This window comes from Sphaerisporangium sp. NPDC051011, assembly GCF_040653595.1.
Classification (GTDB): Bacteria; Actinomycetota; Actinomycetes; order Streptosporangiales; family Streptosporangiaceae; genus Sphaerisporangium.
This window is the reverse complement of sequence record NZ_JBFAGG010000001.1, coordinates 427,912-450,151: the sequence shown is the minus strand read 5'-3', so window position 1 is coordinate 450,151 and position 22,240 is coordinate 427,912. Positions and strand designations below refer to the sequence as shown.

Sequence of the window (22,240 nt, the reverse complement as noted above, 5' to 3'; positions counted from 1 at the left end):
GTCGCGAGCCGTGCGGTGTTCGTGCCCGCGCGGCTCGCTCTCCCTCACGCGCCAGGTCGTCAGGAGGGATCGACCGGCCTATGGTCGGTCGATCGGGCATAGAAGGCCGTGAGGTCGGCCTTCATCTTCGCTACGACGGCCTCGTCGACGAACGTCATGTGGCCCGATTCGTAGAAGCGGAACTCGATGTTCTCGCGCAGATGCGGGGCGAGATACAGCTTGGCGATGTCGACTTCGGCGCCGAAGAACGGAGTCGCGAGGTCGTAGATGCCGCCCATCACCGCGACCCGCAGGTTCGGGTTGCGGCGCATGGCCGCCGAGAGGTCGAGGCTCACGACGGGCACCGGCATCGGTTCGTCGATGCCGGGGGCCTTGTGGTGCCAGTCCCATGCGCGCGAGATCACCATGTTGTACAGGTGACGGTAGTGCAGGTCGCTCGTGTAGCCGAGATCGCTCGCGATGTGCTCCCGGAACGCCGAGAGGTGTGCGCTGTTGACGCCGGCGGTCGCCGCGTCGTCGGTCGCGGGATCGTGCGAGCCGGTGCCGACCACGTACTGGTGATCGGCGACGAAGCGAGTGTCGAAGCGGCCGACGACCTGGCCCTGGTCGGCGAGGAGGGCGTAGCGGAACGGCTCCATGCCGATGCGGAACCGACGCCGGCGCACGAGGTCGGCGTCGAGTCCGGTGAACGCGCCGAACCGCTCGGCGACCGCCTGCTCGCGATCGGCGGGGAGCCGGTCGCCGAGTTGGAGCGCGGTCGCGTATTCGACCTGTGCGAACTCGCGCGCCTGATCCAGCACCTGCTGGATGCTCGTCGCGCCGATGCGAGACCGGCCGTGGTACCAAGCGGTCGCGGCGAGCGAGGGAAAGAGATTGATGTGCTCCTGGTCGAGACCGAGGTGGTTCTCCGCCCAGTTGAGCATGGTCGAGAGCAGCACGACGCCGTTGAAATCGAGCCCCTGGTTCTGCAGCCGATGCACGAGCGCGGCCGCCCGGGTCGTGCCGTACGACTCGCCGAAGAGGAACCGGGGCGCGTTCCAGTTGTTCGTGAGGGTGAGGTAGCGGGTGATCGCGCGGGCGAACGCGTCGACGTCCTGGTCGACGCCCCAGACCTCCGCGGCCGGCGTGTCGCCGAGCAGGCGCGAATAGCCGGTGCCGGGAGCGTCGAGGAAGACGAGATCGCTGTGCTCGAGCAGGCTGTGCGGGTTGTCGCCGACGGTGTACGGCGCGGGCGGGGTCGCCGCCGGGGTCGCGGTCGGTGTGCGCTTCGGCCCGAACCCGCCGATGTTGAGCCAGAGGCTCGCCGAGCCGGGTCCACCGTTGAAGAGGAAGGTGATCGGTCGCCTCGCGGCGCCTTCCTCGCGGAGAGCGGAGTACGCGACGTAGAACATGCTCGTCATCGGGGGCCCGTCGTCGTCGCGGACGACGACGGTTCCCGCGGCCGCGGTGTACTCAAGCGTGCGCTCGCCGAATCGGATCGTGTGCCGGGTCTCGACGCGTTCCTCCGCGTCGACCGCGGTTTCGAGTTCGGTCATCCCGCTCCAATCAATGTATACGATTATGGTGAATAGCCTAGCGGAAGGCTCTGTCGCGCAGAATCGGCCGTGGTGACGACCGGCCGCTCGACCGGCCGCTCGGCCCGTTCGCGCGAAGGCGCGGCTCGGTGGTCCGCGGGCCCTCGCCTCCGCGTCCTGGGTGCTATTGACACCTGTAACTCTGGTTTCATATGATCTTAATTGATTATAACCATTTACGTAATGGCTTCGCGAGGATCACGACATGCCCCAGCACTACACGAGTCGGCACTCTGCGGTGATTCGTGACACCTCGGTTGACTTCACGGCGGAGGCGTGTCGCATCTCGATCGCCGACGAGTGTGGGCGCACACTCGGCGACGTGTGGACATTCGCATACGTCCGGGACAGCGCAGAACGGGACAGCACAGAACGGGACAGGGCAGAGGCGGAGCGCCCGGTGCTCTTCCTCTTCAACGGTGGGCCGGGCTGTTCCTCCGTGTGGCTCCACCTTGGTGGGCTCGGCCCCTGGCGCGCCGCGGCTCCTCGCGAACTCGACGCCGCACCCATCGTGCGAGACACGCTGGCACCGAGCCCCGACGCCCTCATCGACACCGCCGACCTGGTGTTCATCGACCCGATCGACACCGGCTTCGGCCGGCTCGCCGACGGCGTCGAACCCGCCGCGATCTCGAGCGTCGACCGCGACGCCGCGATCACCGCGCAGATCGTGCGGTTGTGGCTGGAGCGCCACAACCGGCTCGAATCACCCGTCTACCTGCTTGGCGAGAGCTACGGTACGACCCGCGCCGCACTCACCGCGACAGCCCTTCTCACCGCCGACGAGCCGGTCGCGGTCTCCGGCATCGCCATGCTCGGCCAGTGCGTGAACGCGCAGGAGACCACGCAACGCCCCGGCAACCCGATCGGGTTCATCGCCGCCCTCCCGCTGCTCGCCGCCACCGCCTGGTACCACGGGAAGAGCGCCCACGGCGCGCTCACCCTGGATGAGGTGGTGCGCCAGGCGCATGCGTTCGCCGTCGGCGAGTACGCGGTGGCGCTGCTCACCGACGAGATGCCCGACCCCGTCGTCGAGCGGCTGGTGGGCTTCACCGGACTCGGCGCCGCGGAACTCCGGGCGCGCCGCCTCCGCGTCGACAAGGAGGAGTTCCGTACGCTGCTCCTGGCCGACCGAGGGCTCGTGCTCGGGCTGACCGACGCGCGCTACACCTTGCCCGCGCCGGCCGGTGCGGGCGAGCCGCATGTCGACGCCGCGTCCGTACGACTCGATCCCGTCTTCTACGCCGCCGCACGGCGATTGTTCACCGAGCACCTGGGGATCCCCCGCGAGCTCCGGTACCGCGTCGCCGTCGCCGCACATGAACGCTGGAACTACCTCGAGAACGCCGCCGTCGCACGGTTCGGCGGCAGCGCGATGCCCTCGCCCTTCGCGGTGTTCGACTACCCGGCGCACCTGGCGGCGCTGCTCCGCGCCAACGCCGACGCGCGCCTGTTCTTCGGCACCGGATACTTCGACACCCTGACGACCGTCGGCTCGCTCGAGCACCTGCGCTCGCAGTATGGACTGCCGGCCGCGCGTCTGCGCGAGGGGCGCTACCCGGCCGGGCACATGATGTACACCGATCCCCACAGCTCGGCCGCCCTGTCGGCCGACCTCAGGGCCTTCCTCCGCGAGGGCAGGGAAGGGAAGTGAACGTGGCGGAGGTCGCATTCGCCGGTGGACGCGTGGTGACCGGCGCCGGTCGCATCATCGACCGCGGCACGGTCCTGGTGCGAAACGGCATCATCGACCGCGTCGACGACGATCCGGTCGTCCCCAAGGGCGTCCCCGTCGTCGAGGCGGACGGGCGCTGGGTGCTCCCCGGGTTCGTCGACACGCACACCCACATCGGCGCCCACGAGGACGGCGAGGGGCCCGCGGGTGCGGACGCCAGCGAGGTCAGCGCGCCTGACATGTCCGCCGTGCGTGCCATCGACGCCATCAACATCGAGGACCGCGCCTTCCGGGACGCGCTCGCGGGCGGAGTCACGACCGTTGTCGTGAAGCCCGGATCGGGCAACCCGATCGGCGGGACGAGCGTGGCGATGAAGACCTGGGGCGGCCGGACCGTCGACGAGCAGGTCGTGAAGCACCCGGTCGGGGTGAAGTCGGCTCTGGGCGAGAACCCCAAGAACGCCTGGGGCGAGCGCGGCCTGCTGCCGCGCACGCGCCTCGGCGTCGCGCTCGTCATCCGGCAGGCGCTCGTCGCGGCGGGCGAGTACGCCGCCCGGCGGGCGGACGCCCAGGAGAAGGGCGAGTTCTTCGCACGTGACCTCGGCAAGGAGGCGCTCGCCGCCGCGCTGGCGGCCGACCTCGTGTGGGACCAGCACGCGCACCGCCACGACGACATCGCGACCGCGCTGCGGATCGCCGACGAGTTCAAGCTTCGGCTCGTGCTCAACCACGGCACCGAGGCCCACCGGCTCGCCGCCGAGCTGGCCGAACGCGACGTGCCCGTCATCTTCGGTCCGGTGCTCAGCACCCGAGGCAAGGTCGAGACCCGAGAGGCGTCCGTGGGCAACCTCGTCGCGCTGACGCGCGCCGGCGTCCGCACCGCCATCTGCACCGACCACCCGGTGGTGCCGATCGATGCTCTCGTCCTCCAGGCGGCCGTCGCCCGAAGGGCCGGACTGAGCTGGAACGAGGCGATCGCGGCGATCAGCTCGGCCGCGGCCGAGATCGCCGGACTCGACGATCGGGTCGGCGTCCTCGAGCCCGGCCGCGATGGCGACGTCGTCGTGTGGAGCGGAGACCCGCTCGAACTCGGCTCGACCGTCGAGCGCGTGCACATCCTCGGCCGCGAGGTCTACCGAGTTGAGAACGGCGCGCCGATCGTGGCGGATCGGTGGGGCGAGCGATGACCGTGTCGACGCCGGAGTCGCTGCGCGAGGACGCCGCCGGACTCGCCGAAGGCCTCGTCGCACTTCGACGCCGTCTGCATCGCGAACCCGAGGTGGGCTTCGAACTGCCGCGCACCCAGGCGGCGATCATCGAGGCACTCGAGCCGCTCGAGCTTGAGATCCGCACGGGCGCGCGACTCGGTTCCGTGACCGCCGTCCTCCGCGGAGAGCACCCCGGTCCCTCGGTGCTGCTGCGGGCCGACATGGACGCGCTGGCGATCCGCGAGGAGACCGGACTGGAGTTCGCGTCGCGGAACGGTGCGATGCACGCCTGCGGTCACGACCTGCACGTGGCCGGCCTCGTCGGTGCGGCGCGGCTGCTCGCGGCTCGGCGATCCGAGATCCGCGGTTCCGTCGTCTTCATGTTCCAGCCCGGAGAAGAAGCCGGTGGGGGCGCGCCCCTGATGATCGACGAGGGTGTACTCGAGGCGGCCGGGCAGCGCGTCGAGGCGGCCTACGGTATCCACGTCCTTCCTGGTGTGCCCGGCACGTTCTCCACGCGTCCCGGTCCGCTCATGGGCGGTGCGAACGTGCTGCGCGTGCGGGTCGTCGGACGCGGCGGACACGGTTCGCGCCCTCACGAGGCCGTGGATCCGGTACCGGTGCTCGCGGAGATCGTGCTCGCGCTTCAGTCGTACGTCACCCGTCGCGTCTCCGTGTTCGATCCGGTCGTCATCTCGGTGACGAAGCTCGCGGCGAGCGACGTGCTGAACGTGATCCCGGAGCATGCCGAGCTCGGCGCGACGGTGCGCACCATGTCGAAGGCGTCGTCCGAACGCCTGGCCACGGAGTTGCCCGCGCTCGCGACGCGTATCGCGGAGGCACACGGCTGCCGCGCCGAGACGGAGTACGAGATCGTCTATCCCGTCACCGTCAACGACGCGGAGCGTGCCGAAATCGCCATGCGCACGCTGGGCGAGACCTTCGGGGCCGACCGCGTGCGTCTGCTCGATGCGCCCGTGATGGCCTCGGAGGACTTCTCGTTCGTGCTCGACGAAGTGCCCGGAGCCTTCGTGTTCCTGGGGGCGACGCCCTCGCACATCGACCCGGCGCGGGCCGAGATGAATCACTCGCCTCGTGCGGTCTTCGACGATGGCGTGCTCGCCGACCAGGCCGTGGCGCTCGCCGCGCTCGCGCTGCGACACGTCGCGGCTCGGGGCTGAGCGCCTCGGCGTGGTTCACGCCGCGAGGCCGGCGTATCGACGCCGCCTGCCGTCCGCCCTCGGCGCCGGCGACACGCGGTGGACCGCGCCTGCGCCGGCGCCGACAGGGTCAGGGCCGCCGCAGCAGTTCGGCGGCGAGGGTGAGGAAGCGGTCGTTCTCCTCGGCCGTGCCGATGGTGACGCGCAGCCCGTCCGTGGCGTACGCCCGGAGGATCACCCCGCGCTCCTCGAACGCGGCGGCCATGGCGGGGCCGTCGGGCATCGGCATGAACACGAAGTTGGCCTGGCTGGGCACGACGGGCACGCCCAGGTGGATCAGTTCGTCGGTCACGCGGGTGCGCTCCTCGACGACGTGCGCGATGCGCTCTTTGAGCTCGACGCCGGCCTCGGGGGTCAGCGCGGCGAGGGCGCCGGCCTGGGCCAGGGTGGAGACCGAGAACCCGACGATCGCTTTCCTGATCAGCTCGGCCGTCTCCGGCCGGGTCACGCAGTATCCCACCCGTAGCCCGGCCAGGCCGTACGCCTTGGAGAACGTGCGCAGCACGGCGACGTTGGGCCGCTCGCCGACGAGGTCGAGGCCGCGCGGCGAGCGGAGGTCGGTGACGAAGTCCTGATAGGCCTCGTCCAGCACGAGCAGCACGTCGTCGGGCAGCGCGTCGAGCAACCGGCCCAGTTCGGCGCGGGACACCACGGTGCCGGTCGGGTTGTTCGGGTTGCACACGATCACCATCCGGGTTCGGTCGGTGACCGCCGCCGCCATCGCGGCCAGGTCGTGGGCGTACCGGCCGTCCAGCGGGACGGTGACCGCGGTCGCCCCCGAGACCGCGGTCACGATCGGGTAGCTCTCGAAGGCCCGCCACGCGTAGATGATCTCGTCGCCCGGGCCGGCGATGACCGAGGCCAGGACCTGCAGCAGCGCGCCGGAGCCGTTGTCCACGACCACCTGCGACGGATCCACGCCATGCCGGCTCGCCAGTGCCTCGGTCAGCTCCAGCCGGTGGAAGTCGGGGTAGCGGTTCAACGTGGTGGCGGCCCGTGAGATCGCGTCCAGCACGGCCGGCAACGGCCCGAACGGCATCTCGTTCGACGAGAGCTTGACCTTGGGACGGCCTGCCACCGGAGCCCGGCCCGGCTTGTAGGCGACCAACCCGTCGATGGGGGCGCGGTGCTTGACGGTCATCTCACTCCTCTGATGACAGAAAGAATCACATAAATCTATATAATGATTCTCCTTGATCTGCAAGACGAGGAAGGGGCCGGCGCCCACCGGCGCCGGCCCCTTCCAGGTCGCGGAGGTCAGCGGTCGTCGCGCGTCAGCCCGCGGTGGCGCAGGGCCATGGCCTCGGCGCCGCGCTGGTCGCCCCGGATGACCGCTTCGACCAGATCGACGTGCACCTGGAGCCGGTCGGCCGAGCCCTTGCGGAAGTCCTCCGCGGTTATGGCCGAGGACAGGTCTCCGCTGATGTAGTCGACCAGCCGGGTGTACATGGTCCGCAGCAGGACGTTGGGGGAGATCAGGGCGAGCCGGCGGTGCAGGTCCCAATTGCAGCGCTGGGCTTCGGCCGCGTCCGGCCAGGACCGCCGCAGGTGCTCGATCATCTCGGCCAGCTCGTCGATGTCCTGCTCGGTGCGGTGGGCGGCCGCGTCGAGTGCCACCTCCTGGTCGAGCACGTCCACGACGGCCAGGCAGTGCTTGACCGACGCGCCGTCCGCGCCGAGTTGGAGCATGTCGTGGCCGAGCCGGACCAGCGGCGACTGCTCCGCGACGAAGATGCCGCCGCCCGGCCCCGGGCGCACGTCCAGCACGCCGCGCAGCCGCAGTACGCGGATCGCCTCGGCCAGTGTCGCGGGGGCGACTCCGAACTGCTGACGGAGCTCGTCCTTGGTGCCGAGGCGGTGGCCCGGCGCGAGGTTGCTGCGGCGAATCGTGTCTTCGAGGCGCTCGACCAGCGTCTCGGCGATCGACGACCGTGCGTCGCTGCGATCGAAGGTCACCTGGGTGACCGTGTCTGCATCGTACATGCCGGCTTCTCCCGTGGACGGCGATCTGTCAACTGTAGATCGTTCGCCGCGCGGCTGTGTGCCTGTCCACACGTCCTCGATCCATAGAAACCATACTAATGGTTGACACTCTCCCTGAACTGTAATAACCATATGAATGGTTTCTGTCGGCTTGGTTTTTGGAGGAGGTGTGCGATGGGCTCGGTCGTCCTCGCCGCGAAGATCACGCATGTGCCGTCGATCTGGCTGTCGCTGCAGACCGGCACCAAACACGAGGGCATCCGGCAGAACGCCGTGGACGGCCTGGTCGAACTCGGTCGCCGGGCACGCGAGCGCGGTGCGGACACCTTCATCGTGCTGGACGTGCACTGGCAGAACAACGCCGGATTCCACCTGAACGCGCGGGAACGTGTGACGGGGAGCTACGCGTCCCACGAACTCCCGCACTTCATCTCGGGCCTCCGCTACGACTACCGAGGCGACCCCGAGCTGGCCCGGCTGGTCGTCGACGAGATTCGCGCCGCCGGGATGAAGGCCCACGCGCACGACGTGCCCGACCTCGGTTTCGAGTACGGCACGCTCGTGCCGATGCACCTGATGAACCCGGACGGTGATCTGCGGGTGCTGTCGGTGGGCGTGAACATCTATGCCTCGATCGAGGAGCAGCGCCTGGTCGGCGAGGCCCTGCGCCGGGCCGTGGACGCGAGCGACCGAGATGTGGCGCTGCTCGCCAGCGGCTCGCTCTCGCACGAGTTCCCGCCGAACGCGATTTCGGAGACCAAGCTCAACGAGCACACCAACGAGTTCAACCGTCAGGTCGACATGAGGGTGCTGGAGCTGTGGCAGGCGGGCCGCATGGCCGAGTTCATCGCGATGCTGCCCGAGTACGCCAAGCGCTGCCACGGTGAGGCCGGCATGGGGGACACGGCGATGCTCTTCGGCGCGCTCGGCTGGGATGCCTACCGCGGCCGGGGCGAGCTGCTCGGCCGGTTCTTCGGCAGCACCGGCACCGGCCAGGCCAATGTCGAGTTCACGCTCTGAACTGCGCGCCGCGACCCCAAGCTGACGCCTGCCGGTCCCGGCACCCCCGCCGGAGACCGCTCGCCACGCACCTCGTTCACCACTTCATGCAAGCCCTGCCGAGAGGCAGAAAGGAGACCGCGTGCTCACGGGAACCGCGTACGGCCGGCGCGCCGCCTCGCACAACCCCGAGTTGACGCTCGTCGGCGCCGGCACCCCCGCCGGAGAGTTGCTGCGCCGTTACTGGCAGCCGGTCGGGACGGCGGGCGACGCCACCACGACGCCGCGGCCGATCAGGATCCTCGGTGAGGACCTCATCTTGTTCCGCACCCGCAAGGGCGTGCCCGGGCTGCTGCACCCCAACTGCGCGCATCGCGGCACCTCGCTGTACTACGGCAGGGTCGAGGACGACGGCATCCGCTGCTGCTACCACGGGTGGCTGTTCGGCGCGGACGGCGCCTGCCTGGACCAGCCCTGCGAGCCTGACGGCGGACGGCACCGCGACCGCATCCGCCAGCCGTGGTACCCGCTGCACGAGTGGGCCGGGTTGATCTGGGCCTACATGGGCCCGCCGGACCGCATGCCGGTCTTCCCCCGGTTCTCGATCTTCGAGGATCTGACGGAGGGGGAGGAACTGGTCGCCGACGACAGGAGCGTCGGGTCCGGCGGCCCGGTGATCGTCGACTTCAACTGGCTGCAGCACTGGGAGAACGTGATGGACCCGTTCCACGCGCCCATCCTGCACGGCTCGTTCTCCGGCGTGCAGTTCGTCAAGGAGATGGGCGTCCTGCCCCAAGTGGAGTGGGAGGTCACCGAGCACGGGGTGCGCAGCATCCAGGACCGGAAGCTGGACGGCGGCCGGATCTACCGTCGCCGCACCCAGGTGGTCTTCCCCAACCTGCGCGTCGTGCCGAACCCGCGCCTCGAAGTGCTCGGCGCGGCCGACTCCATCGGCTGGGTGGTGCCCATCGACGACACCACCTTCCGCATCTACTCGGTCTTCCGCACCCGCGACCCCGAGGCCATCGCCCGGATCCGCACCCTCTTCGACGGCCGCCCCTGGGCGGAACTGACCGAGGAGGAGCACCAGCGCATGCCGGGCGACTACGAGGCGCAAAAGAGCCAGGGCGACATCGCCGACCACGCGGCCGAGCACCTGGGCACCACCGACCGCGGCATCGTCATGCTCCGCAGGTTCCTCAAGCGGCAGATCGACGCCGTGGCCGCCGGGCAGGACCCGGTCGGTGTCGCGTTCGATGAGCAGAAGGCGCTGATCCAGCTGGACGCGGCCGCCTTCATGGTGGAATGAGCACGGGCCGAATGAGCACGGGCCGGCCGAGCACCCTGCGGGTGCGCTCCATGACCTGGGAGGCCGACGGGGTTCTGGCGGTATGCCTGGCCGACCCGGAAGGGGACGCGCTGCCCCGCTGGGCCCCCGGAGCGCACATCGACCTCGTCGCCGAGGGCGTTCCGACCCGGCAGTACTCCCTTTGCGGAGATCCGGCCGACCCCTTCCTGTGGCGCATCGCCGTGCTGCGCGAAGAGGACAGCCGGGGCGGCTCGGCCTTCGTGCACGAACGGCTCCGCCCGGGCGCGCTGGTCGGGGTAGGCGGTCCGCGCAACAACTTCCCGCTGTTCCCGGCCGCGAGCTACCTGTTCGTGGCCGGGGGCATCGGCGTCACTCCGCTGCTGCCGATGGTCCGCGCCGCCGCCGCCGCGGGGGTGCCGTGGCGTCTGCTGTACGGCGGGCGTACCCGGACGTCGATGGCGTTCCTGCCCGAGCTGGCGCGGCACGGCGAGCACGTCGTGGTGCGGCCGCACGACGAGTACGGCCCGCTGGACCTGGACGCGGCGCTGGCCGCGGCGCCGGGGGCGGCGGTCTACTGCTGCGGCCCCGAGCCGCTGCTCGCCGCCATGGAGGAACGCGTCCCGGATGTGCACGTGGAGCGGTTCAGGCCGAAGCTCCGCCCGGAGGCGGCCGAGCCGGGCGCCTTCGAGGTGGTGCTGAAACGGTCGGGCCTCAGCCTGACGGTTCCGGCCGACCGCACGGTGCTGTCCGTACTGGAGGAGGCGGGGGTCGAGGTCCCCACCTCCTGCCTGGAAGGTGTGTGCGGGTCCTGCGAGACCAGGGTGCTCGAGGGCGAGGTGGAGCACCGCGACTCGGTGCTCACCGAGGCCGAGCGCGCCGCCGGGGACACGATGTTCCTCTGCGTCTCCCGATGCCGCTCGCCGCGCCTGGTCCTCGACCGATGAAACTTCCCTAAGGAGACCCATGGAGATGACGGGCGGCGAGGCTCTCGCCCGTTCGCTGGCGGCCAACGGCGTCAGCCAGATATTCGGCATCCCCGGCGTGCAGCTCGACCATGCCGCGGACGCCCTCTACCACGCGAGCGACGACATCGCCTTCACCTGCGTGCGTAACGAGCAGGCCGCCACCTACATGGCCGACGGCTACGCCCGCTCCACCGGCCGGCCCGGCGTCGCCATGGTGGTGCCGGGGCCGGGCATGCTGAACGGCCTGGCCGGCCTCGCCACCGGGTACGCCTGCTCCTCGCCGCTGCTCTACATCTGTGGGCAGATCGACTCGGCGGCGATCGGCAGAGGACTCGGCGTGCTGCACGAGATCCCCGACCAGAGCGGCATCCTGCGCACGCTCACCAAGTGGAGCGGCCTGGCGGAGCGCCCCGAGGACATCCCCGGCCTGGTCCACCGCGCCTTCGCCGAGATGCGCTCGGGGAGGCCCCGCCCGGTCGGCCTGGAGATCCCTCCCGACGTGCTCGCCGCGCGGGCCGACGTCCAGATCCCCGGCGCCGCTCCGCACGCGCCCGTTGTCCCGGACCGGAAGCTGATCGACGCCGTGGCCGAGTTGCTGCGCGGCTCCCGGCGGCCGTTGATCTACGCGGGTGGCGGCGTGATCGCCGCCGACGCCTCGGAGGAGCTGCGCGAGCTGGCGGAGATCCTGCACGCGCCGGTCGTGATGAGCGAGAACGGCCGCGGCGCGATCTCCGCCGGACACCCGCTCGCCTTCGACGCGCTCGCGTTCCGCCGGCTGCGCGAGGACGCCGACGTCGTGCTCGCCCTGGGCACCCGTTTCGTGACCGCGTTCAGCACCCAGGTGAACACGGCCGGGGCCCGGCTGGTGATGATCAACGCCGAGGCCGCCGACCTCGGTGAGCCCCGGACCCCCGACCTCGCCGTGCACGGCGACGCGCGGCTGGCGCTCGCCGCGCTGGCCGAGGAACTGCGTGGCGTGGACCGTGAGTCCCGCGCGGCGGAGTTCGACGCGGCGCGGGACTGGCTGGAGGAGCAGTACGCCGACATCGCCCCGCAACGGGCCTACCTGCGGGCGATCCGCGCCGCGCTGCCGGACGACGGCGTCCTGGTCAGCGAACTGACCCAGGTCGGCTACGCCGCCAGCGCCTGCTTCCCGGTCTATCGGCCGCGTACCTTCCTGACGCCGGGATACCAGGGCACGCTGGGGTACGGCTTCGCGACCGCGCTCGGCGCGAAGGCGGCCGACCCGGACCGGCCCGTCGTCTCGATCACCGGCGACGGGGGCTTCTCCTGGACGCTCCAGGAGCTCTCCACGGCGAAGAAGTACGGCCTGGCCACGGTGACGGTGGTCTTCAACGACGGCTTCTTCGGCAATGTGCGGCGGATCCAGAAGAACCGTTTCGGCGCCCGCTACTTCGCCAGTGACCTGGTCAACCCCGACTACGCCAAGCTCGCCGACGCCTTCGGCGTCGCCGCGGCCCGGGCGACCGGTCCCGAGGAGCTGGAGACGGTGCTGAAGGAGGCGCTGGCCGCCGGTGAGCCGGTGCTCGTCGACGCTCCCGTCAAGGAGTTCCCGGGCCCCTGGCATCTGATCCATGAGGGCGTGCCGCGCCCCGCACCGCTGGAGGAGTCATGATCGAGCGCGACGACCTGCTGATCGGTGGCGAGTGGACCGCCGCGCACGGCGGCGCCCTCGGCACCTCCGGCACGCTCGACGTGGTCGACCCCGCCACGGACGAAGTGGTGGGGCGCGTCCCGATCGCGTCGGCCGAGGACGTCGACGCCGCGGTCCGGGCCGCCGCCGCGGCGTTCCCGGCCTGGTCCGAGGTGCCGATGACGGAGCGGGTCGCGCTGGTCGAGCGGATCAGGGCCGGAGTCGAGGAACGGCGTGAGGAACTGGCCGCGCTGCTCACGCTCCAGATGGGCACGCCCATCACGTTCGCCAGGCAGGCGCAGCTCGGCGTCGCGCTGGCCGACCTCGACGAGATCGTCAAGGCCGGGCGCGACTACGCCGCCGAGGAGGTCATCGGCGGCGCCCTGGTCGTGCGTGAGCCCGCCGGGGTCGTGGCCGCCATCACCCCGTGGAACTTCCCGTTGCACCAGATCGCCCTCAAGGTGGGCGCGGCGCTCGTGGCCGGGTGCACGATCGTGCTGAAGCCGAGCGAGCTGACGCCGCTGGACGCCTACGTCTTCGCCGAGATCGTCCAGGCCGCGGGGGCGCCCGCGGGCGTGTTCAACCTGGTGCCGGGCGACGGGCCGGTGACCGGGGAGGCGCTCGTCGCGCATCCGCTGGTGGACATGGTCACGCTGACCGGATCCGTTCGCGCGGGTGCGCGGGTGGCCGAGCTGGCCGCCCGCACGATCAAGAGGGTCACCCTGGAGCTCGGCGGGAAGTCGGCCGGCATCGTGCTCGACGACGCGGACCTGGCGACCGTCGTGCCGCAGGCCGTCCGCGGCTGCTTCGCCAACTCCGGCCAGGTCTGCGCCGCGCTGACCAGGGTGCTCGTCCCCGAGCACCTGCTGGGAGAGGTCGAACGGCTCGCGGTCGAGGCGGCGTCCGGCTGGGTGCCCGGCCCGCCGTCCGACCCGGCCACCAGGCTCGGCCCGCAGGCGTCGCGGCGGCAGCAGCGGATCGTCCAGGGCTACATCGAGGCCGGGATCGCGGAGGGGGCGCGGCTCATCGTGGGCGGCGCCCCGATCGAAGGCCCGGGGGCCTATGTATCGCCGACGATCTTCTCGGGCGTGCGCCCCGAGATGACGATCGCGCGTGAGGAGATCTTCGGCCCGGTCCTCTCGATCATGAGCTACACCACGGAAGACGAGGCCGTCGCCATCGCCAACGACTCCGAGTACGGGTTGTCGGGCGGCGTGTGGTCGGCCGACCCTGCCCGGGCGCTGGCGGTGGCCCGCCGCCTGCGCACCGGGATGGTGAGCGTCAACGGGGCCGGGCTCAACGTGGCGGCGCCCTTCGGCGGCTACAAGCGGTCGGGCGTCGGCCGCGAGGGCGGACGCTACGGCATCGAGGAGTTCCTGGAGACCAAGACCGTGGTCGGCATGCCCGAAGGCGTCGCCTGAAGCGTCACCGGCCGGGTCGCGTGACGGGTCGTACCGCGGTCCTCGCACAGGGCCGCAACATCAGAAAAATCTTCTCTTTGGTTTGGTTGGAGCGGGCATGGCAGAAGTGCGGATCACCGGACTGGTGAAGCGCTTCGGGGACGTCACCGTGGTCCGGGACGTCGAGCTGACGATCTCCGACGGCGAGTTCCTGACGCTGCTCGGCCCGAGCGGCTGCGGGAAGACGACCACGCTACGCTGCCTCGCCGGACTGGAGACGCCGACCGCGGGCGAGATCACCATCGGAGGCGACACCGTCTACTCCGCCGCGCGCGGCGTGTGCCTGCCGCCGGAGCGGCGCCGCGTGGGGATGGTGTTCCAGAGCTACGCGCTCTGGCCGCACCTGACGGCCGGTGCCAACGTCGGCTACCCGCTCCGCGCGGCCCGGATGAGAGCGGCCGAGCGCAGGGCGAGGGTGACCGAGATGCTGGGGGCGGTCGCCCTGGCCGACCACGCCGGGCGCTACCCGGGCGAGCTGTCCGGCGGGCAGCAGCAGCGGATCGCGCTCGCCAGGGCGATGGCCGCACACCCCCGGCTCATGCTCTTCGACGAGCCGCTGTCGAACCTCGACGCCAAGCTGCGGGTCGGCATGCGTACCGCGATCCGCCGGCTCCAGCGGGAGATCGGCACCACCGCCGTCTACGTCACGCACGACCAGGAAGAGGCGATGGCGCTCTCGGACCGGGTCGTGGTGATGAGCGAGGCGGTGATACAGCAGGAGGGCACGCCCCGCGAGGTCTACACGCGCCCGGCCAACCGGTTCGTGGCGGACTTCATGGGGTTCGAGAACATCTTCGACGGGACCGTGGGCGAGGCGGACGGCACAGGGTTCTCCCTCCACCCGTCGCCGGGCGGGCCGCCCCTGAGGGTCGCCGGGCCGCCGCCGGGCCCGTCCGGTTCCGCCGTCGAGGTCGCCGTACGGGCCGCCCACGTGCGGATGGTCCCGGAAGGGGCGGCGGGCGAGGAGCCCGGCGTGCGCAGGGCCGTGGTCCTCGACGCCGTCTACCTCGGCGGGCGGACCGAGCTGACGGTGGACGCGGAGGGGCTGCCGATCACGGTGTCCGTGTCGCACGGGCACAGCGCCGGGGTACCCGGGCACGAGGATGGCGGCGTCCGGGTTCCCCGTACCGGGGAGCGGATCGCGGTCGCGCTGAGCGCCGGGCACGCCGTGGTGCTCGGGAGGGCCGGAACCTCGGCCGGGGTGGGCGCGTGACCGCCGATGGCCGCGTGACCGCCGGGGCGCCGCCGTACCCCGGCGTGCCGCGGGGCCTTCCCGGCCGCCTGGTCGCGTGGGCGCGGGGGATCGGCCCGGGTGCGTGGGCGCTGGCGGCGCTCTGCACGGTGCTCTTCGTGTGGCCGGTCTCGATGATCGTGGTCGCCGCCTTCCATGACGGCCTGATCAGCGACCCAGGCGGGACCTGGACGGCCGGACCTCTGATCGAGACGCTCTCCGACCCCGGCACGCTCGCCGTGCTCGGTCAGTCGGTCCTTCTGGCGGGCGTCGTGTCGGTGCTGTCGACGCTGATCGCGGCGGTCTTCGCCTGGATGGTCGCCCGCACCGACGTGCCGCTGCGCGGGCTGGTGACGCCGTTGATGCTGCTCACCATGGTCAGCCCGAACCTGTTCTTCGCGATCTCCTGGGACATGCTCGGCAACCCGCGGGTGGGCCTCATCAACCAGGTCATCATGGCGATGACCGGGGCGGAGCGAGGGCCGATCGACATCACGTCGTGGCCCGGCCTGATCTTCGTGTGCGTACTCAAGGCGGTCGGGTTCAACTACTTCCTGATCCTCGCGCCGTTCCGCGCCATGGACCGGTCGCTGGAGGAGGCGTCGCTGGTCTCGGGGATGGGAAAGACCCGCACGTTCTTCCGGGTTCACGTGCCGCTGCTCGCCCCCGCGCTGCTGGGAGCGCTGCTGCTGGCCTTCGTGAGTTTCCTGGAGGCGTTCGACTTCCCGCAGATCATCGGGCTCCCCGCCGGGATCCGGGTGTTCTCCACCGAGATCTACCGCTATATCAGCGGTGACGCCGGCGGCCGGTACGCCGAGGCCAGCAGCCTCGCGCTGGTGCTCATGGTGATCATCGTGGTGCTGATCGCGGTGCAGTCCAGGGTGCTGGGCAGGCGGCGCCACACCACGATGAGCGGCAAGTCCTACCGCACGGAGCGATGGTCGCTCGGCCCGTTGCGCTGGCTGGGCACGGCGATGATCGCGCTGCAGGCGCTGCTCGCCCTGGTGTTGCCGCTGGTCCAGCTCTACATCGGCAGCTTCCAATCCTTCTTCGGGCTCTACGACAACTGGACGCTCGACAACTACCGCAGGGTGCTCGACGACCCGGACACGATCGACGCGATCACCACCACGTTCGGCCTGGCCTTGGTCGGAGGGTTCGTGACCATGCTCCTGTGCGTGGTGCTCGCCTGGGTGATCAAGACACGGCCCGGCCTCCTCAGCCGCTACATGGCCGGAGCGCTCTGGGTGACCGTCACGGTGCCCGGGATCGTGCTCGGGATGGGGATCATGTGGTCGTTCCTCGCGGTCCCGGGGCTGGACCAGCTGTACGCCACCGTCTGGATCATGCTGATCGGCCTGGTCATCGCCGCCGTCCCGGTCGCGGTGCGCACCGCGGAGGGCTCTGTCGCGCAGATCCCGGCGGAGTTCGAGGAGGCCGCCAGGGTCTCCGGAGCCGGTCGCGCGCGTGCCTTCCTCGGTCTGATCCTGCGCCTGCTCATCCCCGGCTTCGGGTACGGCTGGCTGGTCGCGGCCATCCTCATCTCCGGCAACCTCGCCGTCCCGCTGCTGCTGGCCTCGCCTGACGTCCCCACCGTGGCGATCGAGGTCCTGAACCTGAACCGATCGGGGGACACCGCCACCGCGGCCGCCCTGTTCGGGTTGCTGCTCGCCGTTTGGGGCGTGCTCGCCGTACTAGCTCTGTCGGCCCGCGCGGTGGGCCGGCGCCTCAAGGAGAACCGATGAAGCACCTGTTCAGGGCGGTCTGTGCGCTGGCCGTCGCGGGCGCGCTCACGCTGACGGCGGCCTGCGGCGGATCCGCCGGCACGTCCGTCGGAGCCGACGGGCTCGACCTCGCGCCGCTGAAGGTGGACGCGGCCACGACCGCCCACCTGAAGGACCTCTACACCAAGGCCACGGACGGCGGTGACACGAGGATCGTCGCGTACATGCAGGGGTGGGAGCAGTACCAGAAGGTGTGGGACGCCTTCGAGAAGCGCTTCCCCGGGATCACCACCAAGGGCCTGGCGGTCAACGGCCCCGAGCTGACGACCAAGCTGTCCGCCGAGCGCTCCTCGGGCAAGCACGTCGGCAGCCTGCTCGGCGGTCCCGACTTCCAGCGCAAGGAGGTGCTGAAGCCCCTGGACCTGCCGACGGCCAAGACGCTGGGCGCCGCCTACCGCGAGGACTCACGCATCTTCTACGCGCCGACGACCACGGTCTGGGGCATCGAGTACAACTCGGATAAGGTGGCCGGCGCCGACGTGCCCAGGAAGTGGGCCGATCTGCTGGACCCGAAGTGGAAGGGCCGGATCGTGGCGGGCGACCCCACCACGCCGAGCGCCACCTCCGGCACGCTCATCCGGCTGTACGGCGGGCACGCGATCGACGACGCCTGGCTGGACCGGCTGAAGGCGCAGGACGTCACGTTCAAGTCGTCACTGGAGATCGCCGACCAGTCGGTCGCCCGCGGCGAGTTCGACATCCTGCTGACCACGCTGTCGGACTTCTTCTTCCCGTCCAAGGCGAAGGGCGCGCCGATCGGGTTCGCCTTCCCGCTGGAGGACGGCAACGTCTCGACCCCGACCTACTTCGCCGCGCTCAAGGACGGCGCCGCCCCCGCGGCCACCGAACTGCTCATGAACTGGCTGTTCACCGCCGAGGCGCAGCAGGCGTTCGCGCAGATGGACGCGCTGCCCACGATGCCGGGCGCGCCCGCGGTCCAGGGCCTGGTCCCGCTGGACCAGGTGAAGTTGCTCGACATCCCCGGGCCGGAGGAGATCACCTCCCTCTGGGACCCCATGACCACCAAGTTCAAGGACGTCTTCGGCTCTCCCAAGGGCTGAATCGCGCCGCCGAGTCGCGCCAAGGAGCACTTCCCGTGACACATCCGCTGGGATTCGCGCCGTCGAAGATCATCGCGGTGCATCTCAACTATCGGAGCAGGGCGGAGGAGCGGGGCCGCCTGCCCGAAACTCCCTCCTACTTCCTCAAGCCGCCCTCGTCGCTCAGCCACTCGGGTGTCCCGGTGGTCCGGCCGCGCGGTTGTGCCTACCTCGCCTTCGAGGGGGAGATCGCGGTCGTCATCGGGCGGCGGGCGCACCGGGTGCGCGTCGCCGACGCGCTCGACCACGTGGCGGGCTACGCCGCGGCCAACGACTTCGGCGTGTACGACCTGCGCCACGCCGATCGCGGCTCCAACGTCCGCTCCAAGGGCGCCGACGGATTCACCCCCATCGGCCCCACCCTGCTCGACGCCCGCGAGGTGGACCCGAACCGCCTCACCCTGCGTACATGGGTCAACGGCGAGCTGGTGCAGGAGGCGTCCACCGAGGAGCTGCTGTTCCCGTTCGCCGTCCTGGTCGCGGATCTGTCCCGGCTCATGACGCTGGAACCCGGTGATGTCATCCTCGCCGGAACCCCGGCGGGGTCTACCGTGGTCCGTCCGGGTGACGTCGTCGAGGTCGAGCTGGAGAACTCCGGCCGGCTGCGCAACGAGATCGTCGAGGCCGATCACGACCTGGAGCCGATCGGCGCCATGCCGCGCGTCTCGGCCGCCGACCGGGACGCCGCCCTCGGTGGGCGCGCCGCGCCGGCTCCCGCGCCGGCCGTCGATCCGGCTCCCGATCTCGTACGGCCCGCGGTGCCCGAGGAGACGCTGGCCGTGCTGCGCACGGTGTCCACCGCCACGCTCTCCAGCGTGCTGCGCAAGAAGGGCATCGAGCACCACTTCATCGAGGGCGTGCGCCCGGCCCGCCCCGATCTGCGGATGGTGGGCTTCGCGCGGACCCTGCGGTACGTGCCCCTGCGCGAGGACGTCTTCGCCGAGATCGGCGGAGGCATGAACGCTCAGAAGCGCACCGTCGAGGAGATCCGGCCTGGCGAGGTGCTCGTCATCGAGGCGCGCGGCGACCACGGCGCGGGCACCCTCGGCGACATCCTCGCCCTGCGCGCGCTGCGGCGCGGCGCGGCGGGTGTGGTGACCGACGGCGGGTTGCGCGACAGTCCCTCGTTCGCCTCCCTCGACCTGCCGACGTACTACGGCGTCCCGCACGCCGCCGTACTCGGGCGCAGGCACGTCCCCCTGGAGGGCAACGTGCCCGTGGCGTGCGGGGGAGTCCTCGTCATGCCGGGTGACCTGCTGGTCGGGGACGCCGAGGGCGTCGTGGTCATCCCGCCCGCGCTGGCCGTGGACGTGACCGCCGAGGCGGTCGAGCAGGAACGTCAGGAGCGGTTCATCTACGAGCGGGTCGCCGCCGGGGAGAGCGTCGACGGGCTCTACCCGATCGGCCCGCGATGGCGGGACGCGTACGACGCCTGGGCCGCGAACCACAGCTGAGCACGTTTCCGAATATTTCCGAGGAGAGATGACGTGAAGTTCCGATCAGATCCCGCATCCATCCGGGGCTCGATCGCCCCTGTGGTCACACCGTTCACCGCCACCGGCGACGTGGACCTCGACGGGCTGCGCGGACTCGTCCGCTGGCAGTTGGAGTCCGGTTCGCACGGCATCTCCCTGGGCGGTTCCACCGGAGAGCCCGGCGCGCAGAGCGTCGACGAGCGGATCGCCGCGATGGAGGCCGTCGCCGAGATCGTGGCCGACAGGGTGCCGTTCCTGCCGGGCACGGGGTCGGCGAAGCTGGAGGAGACCCTCCGCCTCACCGCCGCCGCCCGCGACCTCGGTGCCGACGCGGCTCTGGTGATCACGCCGTACTACGCCCGGCCCACGCAGGAGGCGCTGCACACCTGGTACACCACCGTGGCCAGGGAGTTTCCCGACCTGCCGATCGTGATCTACAACGTGCCGTCCAGGACGGCCGTCGACATCGATCCGGCCACGGTGGCGCGGATCCGACGTGACAACGACAACGTCGTCGGCATCAAGGAGACCACCAAGGACTTCGAGCACTTCTCGCGGGTGCTCCACGCGTGCGGGCGCGACTTCCTGGTGTGGTCGGGCATCGAGCTGCTCTGCCTGCCGCTGCTCGCGCTCGGCGGTGCGGGATTCGTCAGCGCGGTCGCCAACATCGCCCCGCGCGCCGTCGCCGGCATGTACGAGGCGTGGACGGCCGGAGACACCGAGACCGCCCTCGCCCTGCACTACGCCCTGCACCCCCTGGTCGACCTGCTGTTCGTGGAGACCAACCCCGCACCGGCCAAGTCGGTGCTCGAACGGCGTGGCCTGATTCGGTCCGGCCACGTGCGCCCGCCGCTCATCACGCCCACGGCGGCGGGCCTGGCCAAGATCGACACGCTCCTCGCCCAGGGGAGCGACCTGCTAGCGAAGGAGCGGTACCCCCGATGACCGGACATCCGGAACTGATCGAGCACTACATCGGCGGACGCCTGGTGCCGAGCCTGGACGGCTCCGCCGTCGACGTGCTCGAACCGGTGCGCAACACGCCTTACACCAAGGTCGCGGCGGGCAAGGCCGCCGACGTCGCCCGTGCGGTCGCCGCCGCCCGGGAGGCGTACGAGCACGGGCCGTGGCCGTCGATGCGGGCCCGCGAGCGGGCCGGGATCCTGAACCGGATCGCCGACGCCATCGAGGCGCGCGGGGCCCGGATCGCCGAGATGGAGGCGCACGACACCGGCCTGCCCATCACGCAGGCGCGCGGGCAGGCGGCCCGCGCGGCGGAGAACTTCCGGTTCTTCGCCGACGTCATCGTGGCCTCCGGCGAGGAGGCGTACAGCGTTCCGGGCAGCCAGCTCAACTACGTGACGCGCAAGCCGATCGGCGTGGCCGGCCTGATCACACCGTGGAACACGCCGTTCATGCTGGAGACCTGGAAGCTGGCGCCCGCGCTGGCGTCGGGATGCACGCTGGTGCTGAAGCCCGCGGAGTGGTCGCCGCTCAGCGCCTCGGTGCTCCCCGAGATCATGGAGGAGGCGGGCGTCCCGGCCGGGGTGTTCAACATCGTGCACGGCATCGGCGAGGAGGCCGGTGCGGCGCTGGTCGAGCACCCGGACGTCCCCATCGTGTCGTTCACTGGGGAGACCACCACCGGAAAGACCATCATGAGGAGCGCGGCCGAGCACCTCAAGACCCTGTCCATGGAACTCGGCGGGAAGTCCCCCGTACTGGTGTTCGCGGACGCCGACCTGGAGGCCGCCCTGGACTCCGCGGTGTTCGGCATCTTCTCGCTGAACGGCGAACGGTGCACGGCGGGGTCGCGGATCCTGGTGGAACGGTCCGTCTACGAGGAGTTCACCGCACGGCTGGCCAAGCGGGCCGACAACGTGCGGGTGGGCCTGCCCTCCGACCCGGCCACCGAGGTCGGCGCGCTGATCCACCCGGAGCACCACGCCCGCGTGCTGAACTACGTGCGGATCGGCGTCGAGGAGGGGGCTCGCCTGGTCGCCGGGGGAGTGGTCCCCGACGACCTGGCGGGCGGCAACTTCCTGCGGCCCACGGTCTTCGCCGATGTGACGCCCGACATGCGGATCTTCACCGAGGAGATCTTCGGGCCGGTCGTCTGCGTGTCCCCCTTCGATACCCAGGAGGAGGCGATCGCGCTGGCCAACGCCACCCGCTACGGCCTGGCCGGGTACGTGTGGACGAGCGACCTGAAGCGGGGCCACCAGGTCGCCGACGCCGTGGAGTCGGGGATGCTCTGGCTCAACTCGCACAACATCCGCGACCTGCGCACGCCGTTCGGCGGGGTCAAGGCCAGCGGCCTCGGCCGCGAGGGCGGACGGCACAGCATCGACCTCTACACCGAGCCGAAGATCGTGCACGTCGCCCTCGGCGACACCCATGTGCCCAGGTTCGGCGTCTGAGAGAGCGATACTCGGGCCGTACGGGATCCGCGTCAACACCCTGTCGGAATGGCGAGGCCCTGGGTGCGGCCCGCGAGGGGCGCACCCTGCTCGTCGTCGCCCACCGCCCTGGGCCCTGCTCTGATGAGCCACGGCCTATCGGTCACCCTCTAGCCAGTTTCTGGCAACTGCGAATTACTTGCA

General features: G+C 70.9%; 17 protein-coding genes. 14 read left to right on the top strand and 3 right to left on the bottom strand.

What is annotated here, in order from left to right:
• Window positions 1–59: 59 nt before the first annotated feature.
• The gene (locus AB0H21_RS01985) at window positions 60–1,535 is read right to left on the bottom strand and encodes a hypothetical protein (RefSeq protein ID WP_358510163.1); all 1,476 of its coding nucleotides are present in this window, start codon (window positions 1,533–1,535) and stop codon (window positions 60–62) included.
• A 244-nt stretch (window positions 1,536–1,779) separates the two neighbouring features.
• Here AB0H21_RS01985 and AB0H21_RS01980 point away from each other — a divergent pair, with 244 nt between their 5' ends.
• From AB0H21_RS01980 to AB0H21_RS01970, 3 genes are read left to right on the top strand one after another with little or no spacing between them, the layout of a single operon-like run.
• On the top strand, window positions 1,780–3,228 hold the full coding sequence (locus AB0H21_RS01980) for a hypothetical protein (protein WP_358510160.1): 1,449 nt from the start codon (window positions 1,780–1,782) through the stop codon (window positions 3,226–3,228).
• A gap of 2 nt (window positions 3,229–3,230) precedes the next feature.
• On the top strand, window positions 3,231–4,436 hold the full coding sequence (locus AB0H21_RS01975; protein WP_358510158.1) for an amidohydrolase family protein: 1,206 nt from the start codon (window positions 3,231–3,233) through the stop codon (window positions 4,434–4,436).
• Window positions 4,433–5,638 carry a M20 family metallopeptidase gene (locus AB0H21_RS01970; protein WP_358510155.1) on the top strand — a complete coding sequence of 402 codons (1,206 nt, stop codon included), beginning with the start codon at window positions 4,433–4,435 and terminating at the stop codon, window positions 5,636–5,638. Before AB0H21_RS01975 ends, AB0H21_RS01970 begins: the two co-directional genes overlap by 4 nt.
• A gap of 109 nt (window positions 5,639–5,747) precedes the next feature.
• On the opposite strand, the gene hisC is transcribed toward AB0H21_RS01970, so the two are convergent.
• Window positions 5,748–6,818: a histidinol-phosphate transaminase gene (gene hisC, locus AB0H21_RS01965; protein WP_358510152.1), complete on the bottom strand. Its 1,071-nt coding sequence runs from the start codon at window positions 6,816–6,818 to the stop codon at window positions 5,748–5,750.
• Between the two features lie 116 nt (window positions 6,819–6,934).
• Complete coding sequence (locus tag AB0H21_RS01960; RefSeq protein ID WP_358510149.1) at window positions 6,935–7,660, bottom strand: FCD domain-containing protein; 726 nt, start codon at window positions 7,658–7,660, stop codon at window positions 6,935–6,937.
• 174 nt (window positions 7,661–7,834) lie between these two features.
• Here AB0H21_RS01960 and hpaD point away from each other — a divergent pair, with 174 nt between their 5' ends.
• From hpaD to hpaE, 11 genes are all read left to right on the top strand, one after another.
• A complete protein-coding gene (gene hpaD / locus AB0H21_RS01955) occupies window positions 7,835–8,680 on the top strand; it encodes a 3,4-dihydroxyphenylacetate 2,3-dioxygenase (RefSeq protein WP_358510146.1) in 846 nt (281 codons plus the stop codon).
• Between the two features lie 121 nt (window positions 8,681–8,801).
• On the top strand, window positions 8,802–9,968 hold the full coding sequence (locus AB0H21_RS01950) for an aromatic ring-hydroxylating dioxygenase subunit alpha (RefSeq protein WP_358510143.1): 1,167 nt from the start codon (window positions 8,802–8,804) through the stop codon (window positions 9,966–9,968).
• A gap of 11 nt (window positions 9,969–9,979) precedes the next feature.
• A complete protein-coding gene (locus AB0H21_RS01945; RefSeq protein WP_358510140.1) occupies window positions 9,980–10,912 on the top strand; it encodes a PDR/VanB family oxidoreductase in 933 nt (310 codons plus the stop codon).
• A gap of 19 nt (window positions 10,913–10,931) precedes the next feature.
• Complete coding sequence (locus AB0H21_RS01940; RefSeq protein ID WP_358510137.1) at window positions 10,932–12,569, top strand: thiamine pyrophosphate-dependent enzyme; 1,638 nt, start codon at window positions 10,932–10,934, stop codon at window positions 12,567–12,569.
• Window positions 12,566–14,008 (top strand): aldehyde dehydrogenase family protein, encoded by a 1,443-nt coding sequence (locus tag AB0H21_RS01935; protein WP_358510134.1) that lies wholly within the window; start codon window positions 12,566–12,568, stop codon window positions 14,006–14,008. The genes AB0H21_RS01940 and AB0H21_RS01935 overlap by 4 nt, the downstream gene beginning before the upstream one ends.
• 97 nt (window positions 14,009–14,105) lie before the next feature.
• On the top strand, window positions 14,106–15,260 hold the full coding sequence (locus AB0H21_RS01930) for an ABC transporter ATP-binding protein (RefSeq protein WP_358510131.1): 1,155 nt from the start codon (window positions 14,106–14,108) through the stop codon (window positions 15,258–15,260).
• Window positions 15,257–17,023 carry an iron ABC transporter permease gene (locus AB0H21_RS01925; protein ID WP_358510128.1) on the top strand — a complete coding sequence of 589 codons (1,767 nt, stop codon included), beginning with the start codon at window positions 15,257–15,259 and terminating at the stop codon, window positions 17,021–17,023. Before AB0H21_RS01930 ends, AB0H21_RS01925 begins: the two co-directional genes overlap by 4 nt.
• The gene (locus AB0H21_RS01920) at window positions 17,020–18,123 is read left to right on the top strand and encodes an ABC transporter substrate-binding protein (protein WP_358510125.1); all 1,104 of its coding nucleotides are present in this window, start codon (window positions 17,020–17,022) and stop codon (window positions 18,121–18,123) included. Before AB0H21_RS01925 ends, AB0H21_RS01920 begins: the two co-directional genes overlap by 4 nt.
• 35 nt (window positions 18,124–18,158) lie before the next feature.
• Window positions 18,159–19,616 carry a fumarylacetoacetate hydrolase family protein gene (locus tag AB0H21_RS01915; RefSeq protein WP_358510122.1) on the top strand — a complete coding sequence of 486 codons (1,458 nt, stop codon included), beginning with the start codon at window positions 18,159–18,161 and terminating at the stop codon, window positions 19,614–19,616.
• A 33-nt stretch (window positions 19,617–19,649) separates the two neighbouring features.
• The gene (dapA, locus tag AB0H21_RS01910) at window positions 19,650–20,582 is read left to right on the top strand and encodes a 4-hydroxy-tetrahydrodipicolinate synthase (RefSeq protein ID WP_358510119.1); all 933 of its coding nucleotides are present in this window, start codon (window positions 19,650–19,652) and stop codon (window positions 20,580–20,582) included.
• The gene (gene hpaE, locus AB0H21_RS01905) at window positions 20,579–22,057 is read left to right on the top strand and encodes a 5-carboxymethyl-2-hydroxymuconate semialdehyde dehydrogenase (protein ID WP_358510116.1); all 1,479 of its coding nucleotides are present in this window, start codon (window positions 20,579–20,581) and stop codon (window positions 22,055–22,057) included. Before dapA ends, hpaE begins: the two co-directional genes overlap by 4 nt.
• The last annotated feature ends 183 nt before the right edge of the window (window positions 22,058–22,240 follow it).